11 protein-coding genes are annotated in these 15,505 nt (G+C 31.9%); 1 reads left to right on the forward strand and 10 read right to left on the reverse strand.

All coding sequences use genetic code 11. The annotated features are described in order from the left end of the window. Positions 1–153: 153 nt before the first annotated feature. From mdcH to mdcA, 6 genes are all read right to left on the reverse strand, one after another. Entirely contained in the window at positions 154–1,083 is a 930-nt protein-coding gene (gene mdcH, locus EG57_RS0211885; RefSeq protein WP_032077434.1) for a malonate decarboxylase subunit epsilon, read from the reverse strand. Positions 1,084–1,163: 80 nt separating this feature from the next. Next, positions 1,164–1,874, reverse strand: a complete 711-nt coding sequence (locus EG57_RS0211890) for a GDSL-type esterase/lipase family protein (protein WP_242859844.1) — start codon at positions 1,872–1,874, stop codon at positions 1,164–1,166. Between the two features lie 43 nt (positions 1,875–1,917). Beyond that, complete coding sequence (locus EG57_RS0211895) at positions 1,918–2,544, reverse strand: malonate decarboxylase holo-ACP synthase (protein ID WP_032077435.1); 627 nt, start codon at positions 2,542–2,544, stop codon at positions 1,918–1,920. Next, entirely contained in the window at positions 2,535–4,235 is a 1,701-nt protein-coding gene (locus EG57_RS0211900; protein WP_200880552.1) for a biotin-independent malonate decarboxylase subunit beta, read from the reverse strand. Before EG57_RS0211900 ends, EG57_RS0211895 begins: the two co-directional genes overlap by 10 nt. After that, positions 4,213–4,521 carry a malonate decarboxylase subunit delta gene (locus EG57_RS0211905; protein ID WP_032077437.1) on the reverse strand — a complete coding sequence of 103 codons (309 nt, stop codon included), beginning with the start codon at positions 4,519–4,521 and terminating at the stop codon, positions 4,213–4,215. Before EG57_RS0211905 ends, EG57_RS0211900 begins: the two co-directional genes overlap by 23 nt. 35 nt (positions 4,522–4,556) lie before the next feature. Then, entirely contained in the window at positions 4,557–6,218 is a 1,662-nt protein-coding gene (gene mdcA, locus EG57_RS0211910; RefSeq protein WP_032077438.1) for a malonate decarboxylase subunit alpha, read from the reverse strand. A gap of 113 nt (positions 6,219–6,331) precedes the next feature. Between mdcA and EG57_RS0211915 the strand changes: the two genes are divergently transcribed. Beyond that, on the forward strand, positions 6,332–7,225 hold the full coding sequence (locus EG57_RS0211915) for a LysR family transcriptional regulator (protein ID WP_032077439.1): 894 nt from the start codon (positions 6,332–6,334) through the stop codon (positions 7,223–7,225). 132 nt (positions 7,226–7,357) lie between these two features. On the opposite strand, the gene polC is transcribed toward EG57_RS0211915, so the two are convergent. The 4 genes from polC to EG57_RS0211935 all read right to left on the reverse strand — a co-directional run bounded on the left by polC (position 7,358) and on the right by EG57_RS0211935 (position 15,417). Then, on the reverse strand, positions 7,358–11,707 hold the full coding sequence (gene polC / locus EG57_RS0211920) for a DNA polymerase III subunit alpha (protein ID WP_032077440.1): 4,350 nt from the start codon (positions 11,705–11,707) through the stop codon (positions 7,358–7,360). 215 nt (positions 11,708–11,922) lie between these two features. Then, a complete protein-coding gene (locus tag EG57_RS0211925) occupies positions 11,923–12,738 on the reverse strand; it encodes a CPBP family intramembrane glutamic endopeptidase (protein WP_032077441.1) in 816 nt (271 codons plus the stop codon). 225 nt (positions 12,739–12,963) lie between these two features. Beyond that, complete coding sequence (locus EG57_RS0211930) at positions 12,964–14,247, reverse strand: amidase domain-containing protein (RefSeq protein WP_032077442.1); 1,284 nt, start codon at positions 14,245–14,247, stop codon at positions 12,964–12,966. A gap of 219 nt (positions 14,248–14,466) precedes the next feature. Continuing rightward, positions 14,467–15,417, reverse strand: a complete 951-nt coding sequence (locus EG57_RS0211935; protein WP_032077443.1) for a DMT family transporter — start codon at positions 15,415–15,417, stop codon at positions 14,467–14,469. Between the last annotated feature and the right edge of the window lie 88 nt (positions 15,418–15,505).

Here is a 15,505-nt window from a genome sequence, read left to right on the forward strand (position 1 = left end):
TACTTATTACATAGAAATTTTGTCAATAGGATTTTCAATCCATTAATTAAACACTAGTGAAATTTTATACCATATAACGGTAAATATCAATATATATATAACCTTTTCATATATATGGTATAAAATTAGATAACCATATACAAAACTTCAAATTTATCTTTCACTTTCACGTTTTATGAGGATACAGGTGGATTCAATACCACTACTTAATGCAGAAATGCAGCGTGCATCTGGAAATGCTTTCTTTGCCATATTAGTAAGAGTTTCGCCTGAACCAAGCTCTACAAATAATCTAGCACCACGTTCGAACATTAATGTAGTAGCATCATGCCATCGAACTGGATTTGCAACTCCAATTGAAAGATCTTGCCCAATTTCCTCAGATTTTCTTAACACTCTTGCCCTACAATTACCTACAAATAATATTTTAGGAGATTTCAATTTTATGCTTATCATTTTAGCTTCTATTTCATTAGAAACATCTTTCAGTAATTTACAATGAGATGGTACACTTACCTTTAGGATTTTAGTCTTATGTGCTCCCATAGAAAGTGCCAATTTAAATACTCCTTCAATTGCCGATATGCTGCCTGCAATTGTAATTTGATCCTGCGCATTTAAATTTGCAATAAAAACTGGTGAATTTGCTTTATTTACTTTATCTAGTAATAAGCTTACATGCATTTCATCAAGTCCAAGAATAACTCCCATACCATAACCATTGGGATAACTATTTTCCATAAGTTTTCCTCTAAGTTTAACTAATGACAATGCATCTTTAAAATCTAATGCACCAGATACAACAGCTGCTGCAAAAGATCCAACTGAATGTCCTGCAACTATGTTTGGAACTGCTCCTTCTGATTTCAATACACGAGCTATGGCTACACCAGAAATAAGTAAACATAACTGAACCGAAACAGTAGATAAAAGAGATTCTTTAGAGTCTAATAAGAGTACATCCTTTCCTAATACCAAACTTGCTTCTTCAATAGTTTTTGTAACCATAGGATGTCTAGGAAGTTCATGAAGCATATTTTCTTGTTGTGAACCTTGACCTGGAAATAAAAATGCTACACTCATACTCTATCTTTAGCAAGAAAATACATTACACAGTCATTTAAACTCACTAAAATTCACTTCCTTCTTTTGTAAAATACTTGCTATAAATATTTTTTCATATTTTTGAAAATAACCGAATATGCATTTGCCCACATATGTATTCCTTCTATTGAAAATTCTTCTTTTAAGTTTCCTTCTTTATCCATTAATCCATCATTTACATTAATGAATTCATAATTATGTTTTTTAGTTAATTCTTCAACTGCTTCATTAGCTTCTAAAATAACAGCATTTGTGCGTGTCTTAAATCTATTTTCTTTAAATTCTTTATCTACTCCAGGAAAATCAGCTTTCGAATTTAATGGATAATAAGCCATTACATATACCTTACAATTTGGAAGTTTTTTGCCTATTTCAGTTAAAATCCTATCATAATTTTGGATAAGCTTTTCTTTCTTATAATCTGATGTATTCATATCATTTGTTCCTATATTAATAAATATTTTTGATGGTTCCAATTCAAAAATGCATTCATTCATAGATTTTAATAGTTCTTTTGTTACAACTCCTGCAATTCCACGATTATAAATTATATAGTCTTTTTCTAAGGTTTGCTGCATTTCATCAATTGGGAACCATTCCATTAATGAGGAACCCACAAATAAAATTTCACCTTTTTTAACATATTTATTAAGTATTTTATAATTTTTTAATCTGTTTTTCTTTCTTTTCTGTATATAATTAAATAGTACAACCTTAGCTGCACTTTTAATTTCTGTTTTTTTTAACATCTTCATGTCATTTTCATACATTGATTTAATCCTCCACATTCTCATCGATTATTTACTTAAATTTTTATTCTTCAAACCATGGAGTTTCAACTAACATTGGACCATCAACTGTTCTAATTAAAAAAGGAACATTACCTCTTGCATACTCAGCTAAGGCTACACTTCCTCTTGATGTTTCAAGTTGTGCATCTACTTTAGTAGGCATTCTCAGCAACTCTTTTATAATATCTTCAGCAGTTTTAACTGATAAAAAACTTGGTACTCTAATAATAATATCTAGATCACTAGCATCAGTTACAGTATCTACTCCACTGGATAATTCGAACCCAACACTACCTGTAGGTCCCCAGATCATATTATAACTTTTAAAAATATTATCTACAGCTTCAAGTGTTTCAAATATATGCATTTCCTTTATATGTTTAACATTTGTCCACAATTTATCTTGTACCAATTGCTCAGGTTTTATGATTTCAATTATATTACCACTAAATATAGTTGCAGCTAAACGCTGACTTCTATTATTACCACGTATTCCTACTGGAACCATATCATTTATTATTGGAGCACGGCGCACCACCACAAGTGGTGCCCGTTTTACTGCTTCACTAATCCATGGAGCATCTGTAAAATCTCCAATAAGATCATTTACATCATTAATCTTTAATAAATCATTAACCTTTAATCCCATTCTTCTTTTAATATTCTCCTAACTTTAATTCCAGCTGCTCTTCCTGTAATAGCTTTTTCTGAAGCAAGACGATTACTTAAATCTGTAATTCCAGAAGCACGAGTTACTTTTATAGCCTTAGATAGCTTTTCTTTTATATTTTCAACATCTTCTGCTTTTGGTTTGGCAGCATTAATTCCACTTACTAATTCCTCTAGAGATCCTAATGTAGAATATGAACCTATATCATAAGCCATAGAAGGAACTTTTTTAGCTGCTTCATCTAATTCCTCTATTGTACGCTTAGTAATTCTAGCAGCAGATTGTTTTGACATAGCATGTACCAATACTCCTGGGTCATCTAGTGCAATAATTCTATTTGCTTGATATCCATGCGTTAAAAATGCTCCTGATATAGCAGGACCAACTAGCAGAGAAATAATTGGATGACCAGCATACCTTGCTGTAGCATAAGCATCAACAGCTCCTGCACAAGACTGGAATATACCAAGTAATTCTTCTTTATATCCATAAGCCTGGCTTGGTACGTCTACAACTGCAATTATTGGACGTTTCTTTTCTTTATCTGCATCTTCTTCCATTGCTTCTCTTACATACTTAGCAATAGTCCAACCTTCTTCTAATCCAACCTCTCCTTTGCGAGCCCTTGGAAAACGGTTGTTTGGATTAGGTACTACAGCAATATAACGAACTAGTTCATTGCATAACTTAACATCATTACATAATACTGATGGCACATCTCCTATCATTGGATTCGATATACCTGTCAATTTTTCAAACCAAATTCTTCCTCTACTCATTACATTTTCATTTTGTCCAACTCCCTGTGTTTTTATATTTTCAACTTCTTCTAAAGTACAATCCTTTGACCACATTTCACGAACATCCATTGGAGTTAATGGCTTAGACGGATCAACCTTCTTAATGCGTGATAAAAATAGATCTATTTGCTTACTTCTAAGTTTAGAAGGCCTTCCTTCTTTTACTGCAACTTTAACTGCTGCAATAATATCAGTAATATCATCATCAACAAGTACGTCAGCAAGTCCTATAGCTTGACGTTGCTCTCCACCAATAGTCTTCCATATCATTCTCTTATCACTAGAATCAAATTCGGCTACTCCTGCTTCCTGTTCAATAACTTCAGGTCCATTTAGTGTCATTCTTCCTTCACGAGTAATAATAATTTTACTAAATAAACCTGCTGTCATAGACATTCCACCGAAACATCCTATCTTTCCAGGTATAACACCAATTACAGGTACATAATTACGTAATGCAACAATTGCAGATTGAATTTCAGAAATTGATAAAAGTCCATAGTTAGCTTCCTGAAGCCTAACTCCACCACTATCATGTACTATTAGCGCATTAGTTTTTATGCCTTTTTCATTATCCTTAACAGCTCTTTCTAATGCTCCAGCAATCTTTGCTCCTGAAACTTCACCAATACCGCCGCCCTGGAAGGCACCTTCTATAGAAATAACAACAGCTCTCTCTCCCAAAATTGTTCCACGAGCCACTACAACTCCGTCATCACATTGTGGCACTATACCCTGTGGTTCTAAGTGTGGTGATTCAAATCTTTCAAATGGTCCAAGTAATTCTCTAAATGTTCCTTCATCCAGTAATGCCTTTGCACGACCACGTGCCTTAAGTTCTACAAAGCTATCTTTGAGCTTTATCATCATTGCTCACCTCCAAAGCTTGTAATAATCTCATTGTAACCATACCTGGTGTTGCACCAAAGTCATTAATTTCAATCTTTGCAGCAATATCATTTACCTCAAAGAATTTATCTAATAAGCCTTTCCATACCTTTTGAAATCCATCAAATCTAGTTCTTATTACAACATAAGCCTTTTTTTCTTCTATTGGATCTAATAGAATTTCTAAATCTCCAGAACCCACTACCCCAACATATGCACGTTGAGATACAGACTTTGTTGCAGAATATTCAAAGGTTAATTTTTCCATATCAAGCTACCTCCAAATCTTAATTTATCATTATCTTACCAGCTTTGGAATTTAGCTGGTGGTTCATATAAACCTGAAGACCAATCAACAAGATCATCAATACTTCTTGCTGCAAGTAAAGAACGTTTAGCATCTGTACGTTTTATTTTAAGGTCTTCTGGAATAGCTATTACTCCAGCTTTTCTTAATTTATCCCTGAGTTCTACACTACTTTCTCTTCCAAGCTGAGTTACTCCAGCAACAGCAGCTAATGCCTGTTTACGTTCTTCTAAATTTTGTGCTTTATATAAATAAGCAATTCCTTCTTCAGTTACTACGTGGGTTACATCATCACCGTATATCATAACTGGTGCAATTGGTAACTTAGCATCTTTTCCTACTTTAATTGCATCTAATGACTCTACAAATACAGGCTTATTTCCCTGTTGGAAAGTTTCAACCATTTGAATAACTAACTTTCTACCACGCTGAATTGAACTTTCTCCTGTTATCATATTTAACCATGCATCTGAAGAGTGTCTTCTTCCATGAGGATCTGATCCCATGTTAGGAGCTCCTCCATAACCTGCAAGTCTTCCAAGTGTAACTGTTGATGAGTGACCTTCGGCATCCATTTGAAGTGTAGATCCAACAAATGCATCTACTGCATATTGACCCGCAACCTGACACATTGCACGATTTGAGCGAAGACTTCCATCTCTACCTGTAAAGAATATATCCGGTCTTGCTGCAACATATTTTTCCATGCCTACTTCTCCACCAAAGCAGTGAACACTTTCAACCCATCCACTTTCTATAGCTGGAATTAATGTTGGATGTGGATTAAGAGTCCAGTTTTTGCATATCTTACCCTTTAGTCCAAGCGATTCACCATAAGTAGGAAGAAGTAATTCTATTGCTGCTGTATTAAAACCTACTCCATGATTAAGAGATTGTACATTGTGTTTTTCATATACTCCACGAATAGTCATCATAGCCATGAGAACATGCATTTCAGTAATCTGCCTAGGATCTCTTGTAAATAATGCCTCTAATTGATATGGCTTGTTAGATACTACAACAAAATCTACCCATGAACCTGGTATATCTACTCTAGGTACTTCATCAACCAATTCATTAACTTGAGCAATTACAATTCCATCACGAAAAGCTGTAGCTTCAACAATAGTTGGTGTTTCTTCTGTATTGGCTCCAGTATAAAGGTTACCACTAGCATCTGCCTTATCTGCTGCAACCAAGGCTATGTTTGGTGTAAGATCAACAAATAATCTTCCATATAATTCAAGATAAGTGTGAATTGCTCCAACCTCCACGATACCATCTTCAATGGCTTGAGCCATACGAAGACTTTGAGGTCCTGCATAAGAAAAGTCTAATTTTTTTGCAATTCCTTTTTCAAAAATATCAAGATGCTCTGGCCTAGATACACTTGACATAACCATATGTAAATTATTAATTTTATCAGGATTTACATTATTAAGTGCATTGGAAAGAAAAGATGCTTGTTTTTGATTATCTCCTTCTAAAGCCACACAATCACCTGGTGTTATAAGTGTTTCAAGAACTTCTACAATTTTTTCTGTTGGTATAACCCGCCCATTTACTAAATTTTGTACTTTTGCAATTTGACTTGCCTTTTTGTCACGTCGAGTAGTCCATGAACGTTGTGAACCAACATTTAAACTAAATTGATTCATGATTTATTCCTCCATTTTCTTCTTTCTTTCATTATAAGCTTGATATATATATAACGTCTAATATATAATTATGTATAATATATATACATTTAAATGTATGAAAGGATAAAGTGATGGAATTATTGCAACTTAAATATTTTCAAACAGTAGCTCGTCTTGAACATATGTCAAGAGCAGCAGAACAACTTCGTATTCCTCAGCCATCCCTTAGTAAGACTATCTCTCTTTTAGAAAAAGATTTGGGTGTCTTATTATTTGATAGACGTGGAAAATATATTTTTTTAAATCAATATGGTAGAGCTTTCTTAAGAAGGGTAGATCAAGCACTAGCAGCATTAGAAGATGGAAAACATGAGCTTAACGACTTATCTGGAAAAACATTTGGAGATGTTAAACTAGCAGTTCTTGCAGCCTCCAATATTCTTCCTGATCTTTTAAGTTCATTTCGCAAACAATATCCACATATAAATTTTAATCTTATTCAGCATTTTTCAAACTCAATAGCACGACTTGACTTTGATTTATGCATATCATCTTCACCTGTAAAATTGAATGATATTGACAATATATCTTTAATAACCGAAGAAATTTTTTTAGCAGTACCAATAGAACATCCTTTAGCTAAACGAAACAGTATAAATCTAATTGAAGTTGCTAATGATTATTTTATAAGTTTAAGACGTGGTAAAAAACTTAGAGAAATAACTGACACTTTTTGCAACTATGCAGGGTTTACTCCTCATGTCATTTTCGAAAGTGATGATCCAGCAACTGTACGTGGTTTAATAAGAGCTGGTCAAGGTATAGCATTTATTCCTTCTGTATCCTGGGGAGGTTCCGAAGGTTCTTCTATGATTCTTTTACATATAGAAGAACCTGTATGTGAGCGCACTATATCTCTAACATATAAAGCAGATCGATATCTTTCCAAAGCAGCACGACTATTTCGTCAATTTACCATTGATTATTTTGCTAGACTTGCTTTTAATAATAAAACTCATGACTAGAAATATTCCGTATCTATAAAATAGTAAAAACTGATTCCTATACAATATAGGAATCAGCTTTTACTATTTTAATATTACTTTTTCAATATTCCTCACATGATATCATTTCAGAAATTACACTTTGTTATAAAATTAAATTGCATCAAAAAAGCACATTTGATTACTTTGAGGAAGACCTTTTAAACAACCAAATTTTTTAAGCAACTCTATAGCTGAATTACCAATCTTAGAACGTTTTTTCACATCATCTATAGAGCTAAATGGCTCTTCTTTTGCTGCATTATATATACTTTCTGATGCTACATTTCCCATTCCAGATATACTATTTATAGGTGGCCTTAGACCTTCCTCTTCTACTATAAATTTAGTAGCATTGGATTTATATAAATCAATTGGAAGAAACTTAAAACCTCTCTCATACATTTCCAAAACTATTTCTAAATCATCGTACATATCTTTATCCTTAGGGGTAGCTTGATTGCCCATCATTTCAATTTCCTTCATTTTTTCTCTAACTTTTTCTTTGCCAAATATCATAAATTCACTGTCAAAGGACTTTGCTCTAATGGTAAAGTATGCTGCATAATAAGCCTTAGGTATATGAACCTTAAACCAAGCTATTCTAAAAGCCATCATTACATAAGCTGCAGCATGAGCTTTAGGAAACATATATTTTATCTTTCTACACGAATCTATATACCATTCAGGAACATCATGTTCCCTCATTAAAGCTTCATATTCCGCCCATTTTGCAGGATCTTTTAATGCTTTCCCCTTACGTACAAGCTCCATTATCTTAAAGGCAGTATTGTTTGGTAAACCTTTTTTGATAAGATAAATCATAATATCATCTCTGGTACACACTGCTTCGCTTAAGGTAACTACTCCCTGATCAATTAAGTCCTTTGCATTTCCAAGCCATACATCAGTACCATGTGAAAGTCCTGATATACATATCAAATCTGAAAATGCTTTTGGCATTGTATCTAAAAGCATTCCTCGTACAAACTTAGTACCAAATTCAGGAATACCAAAAGTTCCTACCTTTGAATTTATCTGTTCTGGTGTTACTCCTAAAGCCTCAGTGGATGAGAATATGGACATAGTCTCCTTATCATCCATGGGTATCTCATGTGGATTCACTCCTGTTATATCTTGAAGCATTCTTATAACTGTGGGATCGTCGTGCCCTAGTATATCAAGCTTCAATAGGTTCTGGTCAATGGAATGATAATCAAAATGTGTTGTTATAATATCTGAATTAGAATCATCTGCAGGATGCTGAACAGGGCAAAATTCAAATATTTCACGTCCCTTTGGAACAACTATGATTCCTCCCGGATGCTGTCCTGTAGTTCTCTTTATTCCTGTACATCCTACTGCAATTCTGGTTATTTCCGCCTTATTTACTGAAACATTTTTTTCATCATAATATTTTTTCACATAACCAAAGGCTGTTTTTTCTGCTATAGTACCTATGGTTCCGGCTTTAAAGGTTGTGCCTTTGCCGAAAATAACCTCTGTATATTTATGAGCTTTTGCCTGATATTCTCCTGAAAAGTTTAAATCTATATCTGGCTCCTTATCTCCATTAAAACCTAAAAAAGTTTCAAATGGTATATCTATACCATCCTTAACCAATTTTTCTCCACAAACAGGACAAACTTTATCTGGTAAATCAAAGCCATTTTTAACTCCATAGTCTGAAAAATCCGAATACTTGCAATTAGGACACCTATAGTGTGGAGGCAGTGCATTTACTTCTGTTATACCAGTCATGTTGGCAACAAAAGAAGAACCAACAGATCCTCTGGAGCCTACTAAATAGCCATCGTCATTTGATTTCCATACCAGCTTTTGGGCGATAATATACATTACAGAGAATCCATTTTTTATAATGGATTCTAACTCTTTATCTAATCTAGTCTGAACAATCTCTGGCAGCGGATCTCCATACAACTCATGTGCCTTTTCATAAGCTATATCCTTAATGGTCTGTTCACAACCATCTATATGCGGTGGACATTTTTCTGGTGAAATAGGACTAATCTGTTCACACATATCTGCTATCTTATTAGTGTTTATAACTACCACTTCATAAGCCTTTTCTTCTCCCAAATAGGAGAATTCCTGAAGCATTTCTTCAGTGGTTCTTAAATATAAAGGTGCTTGATTATCTGCATCCTTAAAGCCCTGACCTGCTTCCAGTATACGTCTGTATATCTCATCTTCAGGGTCCATGAAGTGAACATCTCCTGTTGCAACAACAGGTTTATTCAACTTTTCTGCTAATGCTATAATTTTTTTATTAATTTTCTTTAGGTATTCCTTATTTGGTACCTGCTCTTGTCTTACCAAATAGTCATTATTTCCCAAAGGTTGTATTTCCAAATAATCATAATCCTTTGCAATAGCCTCTATTTGTTCATCAGATTTTCCAAGTAATATTGATTGATATAGCTCACCTTCACTACAAGCACTACCTAGAATTAAGCCTTCAGAATACTTTTTATACATACTTTTCAATATACGCGGCTTTTTATAAAAATAATCTAAATGAGAATAAGATACCAACTTATATAAGTTCTTTAAACCTACATAATTCTTTGCCAGTATTATTGCATGGTAGGTTTTTAACTTCTTGTATTCTTCCTTTTTAGCAGCTTCATCAGAACCATATACATCCACATCTTGAAGGGTTTGAGCTCCTCTTTCTTTTAACTTTTCAAGCATTACATTAAATATCTTAACAGTGGTATCTACGTCGTCTAAGGCCCTATGAGCAACCTCTACCTTTATGCCAAGATTTTTAGCAATTCTTCCTAATTTATAAGTTTTAAAATCAGGAAAAAGTTCTTGTGCCAAGGTCAATGTATCTAGATATGTAAAATCAAAATCATATTCTAAAACTCTAGAATTATGCTTTAAGAACCCTATATCAAATTCAGCATTATGTGCAACTAAAACACTATCTTTAATAAAATCAAGCATTTTAGGAAATACCTTATCTATTGTTTCTGCATCTCTTACCATATCATCCGTTATATTGGTAACTTCTACAACCCTTGGCGGAATAGGTTTCTTCGGATTTACAAAGCAGCTAAATTTATCTATTACCTTTCCATCTTTAATTTTCATAATTCCTATTTCAGTAATTTTTTCTATTACTGGAGAAAAGCCTGTAGTTTCCAAATCCAACACACAATATGTAGTATCAATATTCTGTCCCTTTATATTTGTTACAGATGGCTTTTTATCAGGCGCCAAATAAGCTTCCACTCCATATATAATCTTCATGTCTGGATTATCCCTTCCTAAAAGCTTATGTGCTTCTGGAAAAGCCTGCACTACTCCATGGTCTGTTATGGCAATGGATTTCATCCCCCAGCTCATGGCCCTTTTAATCAAATCAGTGGCACTAGTCATAGCATCCATTTGACTCATTTGTGTATGCATATGGAGTTCTACTCTCTTTAACTCTGCATTATCCTTCCTCTTAACCTTTTTCATGCCTTCTGTTTCAATTATAGTATTAGCAATGAGTTCAACTTCTTGAGAAAACTTGCTGTAACCTGAATTTCCAGCAAGCCTAACACCTTTAGCTTTTTTTAGTCTAGATAATACTCCACCCTCTTCACCAGGTTTACAGAATACCTTGCAAGTCATAGAACTTGAACCATCATACAAATCAAAAGAAATTAATGTTTTTCCACTTCTTAATTCCTTTGCTTCTATATTTGATATTTCACCTTCTATAGCTATTCTACCTTCATCAGGCGTGATGTCAGTAATTTTCACTATAGTTTCTTTAATATTAGGATTTCTACCTAATATCAAACATGAAGTTCCTTTTTTTGCAGCAACTTCTACTTTTACTTCCTGTTTCTTTTCTACAACTTTCTTAGGTAATTTAGGGGTTTCTTCATTAGCTATTATGCTGTTATTAATTTCTTTATTAATAAACAACATTTCACTTGCACGTTTATCTTCTGCCATTTTTAACAATTCTTCACTGGTTAATTTATCAACGAAACTTATTTTGTAATCTGTACCATAGAGATTTTTTATTACTTTATGAATCTTTTTATCGTAATCCATAGTTTTTAAAAAGCCTGCTACTGGAATTTTAAAATTAAAATTTATAGTATCCTCTGCAAATTCATATTCACTATTATTCATCACTGCCTTTAAAGCAGGATATCTATTTGCAACAAAAAATACAATATTCTTTAATTCTTTCTCTATAGGCTTTTTATTGGTTCCCTCTGCATACTTCACAGCAATTCTAGAATCATTTAAAGCAAATCTTTGTCTTATAAACTTATTAAGGTGCTCAAATTCTTCTATTTCAATATATTTATCTGAACTAATTTTCATATCCAGAGTTTTAGTTTTTTTGCTTAAAACTACAGATTCTACAATGGCAGTATTTATATTTCCCTCTAATCCACAATCACTAAAAATTTCATTTATTCTCTTCATACTTACTTTTAACCTTCTCCCCAAAATTTTTAGCATGCTATTATTATATAAGATAAACTTATACTTTGTCATGTAATAAAAAAGGTGTTTAATAGAATTGCTTTATAAAAAATTTATCTTTATCTTCTTTATTCAATTGCTATCATCCAATATCATATAAAAGTTAAATATAATTAATATTATTTATCTTCACAAGTTATTCTATGTAAAACTTGCTATTCATTATTCAATATTTCCAATAGCTTTTTCTTCCTAAGTAAAAATACTACTGGTATTAAATATATGAGACAGCCAAATAATTTTATATAACCATAACTGTTTATTTCACTAGCAATTGAATTAGTTCCAAAAAATCCTGAACTTATAAGAGCGCTAAAATCGATAAAGGCATGAAGAATAGCAACTACCCATATATTTTTTGATCTTACATAGATAGCAGCAAGTAATGCTCCTAAAACTCCAGCTCCTATTGCTTGTATAAATGCACTTTTAATCAATACACCAGAAAAAACATTGGTTATATGTGCAATTCCAAATATTGTACTAGATGAAATGATTGCAGCATAGATTCCTTTTGGTGTTCTCCCAAACTTATCAATAAATAAATTTAATATTGTTCCTCTAAAAATAAATTCTTCAGACATCCCCACCCCAGCCATAGCAGCAATAAACATTAAAATTTGTGATAATGGAAGTAACTGACTAACATTTTTGTTGTGAATAATATCTATTACACTTGAAAAAACCGTCAATGAACCTATAAAAACTAAAAATCCACCTATAAAAAGTCCTCTCAGAATTCCTACACCTTTTTCTTTAAAGATATTTTTTTTTCCAACCAAACTAATAATAATTATGGATATAGTAACTCCAATAAACTCTACTATTAATTCTAATCCATATCCATGGGATTTCATTGAAAAACTGATTATCCATCCAATACCTTTAAGTACAGCCAAATAAATAACAGTTATCAATATACATAATATAAATGTATGTTTCTCCTTTAGATAATCAATATTATTTTTCATATGCTTTACCTCTTAATATATCAAGCTTCAATTAAAACCACACTCTTTCACAATATAAATACTATGTAAATTATACCATTTAGCTACACATATTTGAATAAAAATTTGTATAGTTAATTATTGGGGTGTGATCCAGGTTATCTAGAAAACAAATAACAGATTACCAATTTTAACAAAGATTTTATACCCATGATTATTAAATGGATAAGATATAACAAAGAGATCTTATCCATTTATGTGTATAAGAAAAAATCTGATTTTAGCATCGCCCCAACCTAAATCCCAAGGTACATGATATCTGTCTGTAGTATGAGAATTTACTAATGGATAACCATGACTATCAAATCCTGTTATTATTGCAAAGTGATCTATATTCCCTCTACCTTTTTCATAAGCAACTAAATCTCCAAGCTGTAGTTTTCCAACTGCACCACTTGGAAGTCTTTCCGAAGATTTAGTTAAATCTTTAAATGTACCAACACTAATTACACTTCCTCTTCCACTACCTATTAAATAATTTTTTAAACCATCTGCATTAGACCAAGCCCTACTTCCTGGAGTCCAAGAACCACGAATAGGCATACCTCCGCCTTCTTTATCCCCTAATACTTGTGATGCAAAATTACTACAATCTCCACCTATACCATTGTAATCACTATATTTTTTATTATATTTAAAATTATTACTACTTCCCCAAGCAGCACCACAATACTTATCAGCATAAGCAACAGCCTTCTCTCTATCATAAAATGGTCTGCTATAACTTAATGTTTCATAACCATTATTGGGATTATGAATATTAGGGATCATTCTTAAAATGCTTTCAGCAACATTAGAATAACCACGTAGTGCATCTTCAAAACAATCAGTGTACCAATCATTATAAATAACCCATTTATCATTTTTCTTAATCAAACTTGTTGTATGTCTTATTCCAACTCCAAAAGAATTAATTGGAGAATTATCATCATTGTTGTAAACATAATCAAATTTATATGATTCTTGTAAAGCCATTTTTATTATATTGCCACGAGGATATATCTTCTTTATTCTCACTGAAGATGCTACCTTACCAAATGTTATATTTCTTTCATTAGACCAGTCATTAAGATATTTAACACGTTTAATTTCATGCTCCAATGCCCATTTACCATATCTTTGTGAAGTATCAAAAAGTGATTTTAAGGATGATACATCCCCAGATACAAAAGCTGCTGAACGTTGATTATATATTCTTTCAACTTCAGATTTTAATTGGTTCTCATCAATATTTTCAATTAAATTTTGTTTTTTTAAGTCTGTCTTATTTTCTTTCTTGTTATCTGGTTCAATATTACTATACACAATTTTATTTTTTTCTAGATTATTAACCTGTGTACTGCTTTTATTTAATCTACTTTCATTTGATTGTTCCACCTTAATATTCCTAATTTCACCCTTATAACCTAGAATAAAACTAATAATTATAGCTAAAATGGAAAAAATTATATAATTAAGTTTTTTTATCATTATTAACTAATCACACTCCTTTTTAACCTCTTGATATATAATTTTCCCTCCCATGACTAAGAGTTATTCAATTTAACTTAAACTTTATATATATTAAAAGCTGGTAAATAAAGCATATGCAAATAAAAAAGCATTATCAAATTTGACAATGCTTCTTGTAGTGCAAATATTCCTTTATGGATTTACAACTTTGAATAAATAATAATTATATTTTTTTAACTATTGAAGCTTTACTACATTTTTACAAATACTAACTTTTTCCCTATTAACCATCCATATACCTAAACATACCAATATCAGTGCAACAATATTTTTAATTTCAAAAATCGTTTCTCCCAAAAAAATGGCTGAGAGCACTGCTCCAAATATTGGAGTTAAAAAATTAAACATAGATACTGGACCTACCTTGTTGTATTTTAAAAGTAAGTTCCACAATGAAAATGCTACAGAAGATAGTAATGCCAGATAAACAAGCAATAAGGAAGACTCCACTGTAAAATTATAAACTCTTCCTTTAAACAAAATACCAATAAGTGTAAGCATTAATCCTCCTATAAAAAGGCTATAACCTGTTATTATAATTACATCCATACTTTTAGTAAGTTTTTTGCCATAAATAGAAGATGCAGAAAAGATAAAGGCTGCTATTATAACAAATCCTTCTCCCTGAAAACTAAAAGAAAAATTTAATAAATCACTACTAAAATTTACTATCATAACTCCTATAAATCCTGCAGTACATCCAATTATTTTTTGCATATTCAATTTATCATCTACATATATGTAATGTGCTAAAATAACACTAAAAAACGTTACTGTAGAATTCATTATAGAGCTTTTAACACCAGTAGTATTGGCGACTCCAATATAAAAAAATATATATTGTAATGTAGTTTGTGTAACCCCTAATAAAGATAGCTCCAATACGTTCTTCTTTGAAATATTAAATACTTTTTTTCCATACTTTTGAGCAATAATAAGTAATATTATACCAGCTATAGTAAACCTGTATCCTGCAAATACAAGTTCTGATGAAATATTAGATGAAGAAATATTAAACAGTTTATACCCTATTTTTATTGCAGGATAAGCGCTTCCCCATAATAAACAGCATATTGTTGCAATAATAGCAACAAATTTTGAGTTTGTAAAAATATTTTTGTTCTTCAAAATTACCAAGTCCCTTTCTTTATATAAGTCTTTTCAGCGAATATTATTTTTTCAATGTTAAAAGTTTTAATAACTAGTTTTTGTAATT

The organism is Clostridium drakei, assembly GCF_000633595.2.
GTDB lineage: Bacteria > Bacillota > Clostridia > Clostridiales > Clostridiaceae > Clostridium_AM > Clostridium_AM drakei.

Coding starts and splice junctions, on each gene's coding strand:
- mdcH (WP_032077434.1), bottom strand. CDS start 1,083: ATGAGTGTAGCATTTTTATTTCCAGGTCAAGGTTCACAACAAGAAAAT.
- EG57_RS0211890 (WP_242859844.1), bottom strand. CDS start 1,874: ATGTATGAAAATGACATGAAGATGTTAAAAAAAACAGAAATTAAAAGT.
- EG57_RS0211895 (WP_032077435.1), bottom strand. CDS start 2,544: ATGGGATTAAAGGTTAATGATTTATTAAAGATTAATGATGTAAATGAT.
- EG57_RS0211900 (WP_200880552.1), bottom strand. CDS start 4,235: ATGATGATAAAGCTCAAAGATAGCTTTGTAGAACTTAAGGCACGTGGT.
- EG57_RS0211905 (WP_032077437.1), bottom strand. CDS start 4,521: ATGGAAAAATTAACCTTTGAATATTCTGCAACAAAGTCTGTATCTCAA.
- mdcA (WP_032077438.1), bottom strand. CDS start 6,218: ATGAATCAATTTAGTTTAAATGTTGGTTCACAACGTTCATGGACTACT.
- EG57_RS0211915 (WP_032077439.1), top strand. CDS start 6,332: ATGGAATTATTGCAACTTAAATATTTTCAAACAGTAGCTCGTCTTGAA.
- polC (WP_032077440.1), bottom strand. CDS start 11,707: ATGAAGAGAATAAATGAAATTTTTAGTGATTGTGGATTAGAGGGAAAT.
- EG57_RS0211925 (WP_032077441.1), bottom strand. CDS start 12,738: ATGAAAAATAATATTGATTATCTAAAGGAGAAACATACATTTATATTA.
- EG57_RS0211930 (WP_032077442.1), bottom strand. CDS start 14,247: ATGATAAAAAAACTTAATTATATAATTTTTTCCATTTTAGCTATAATT.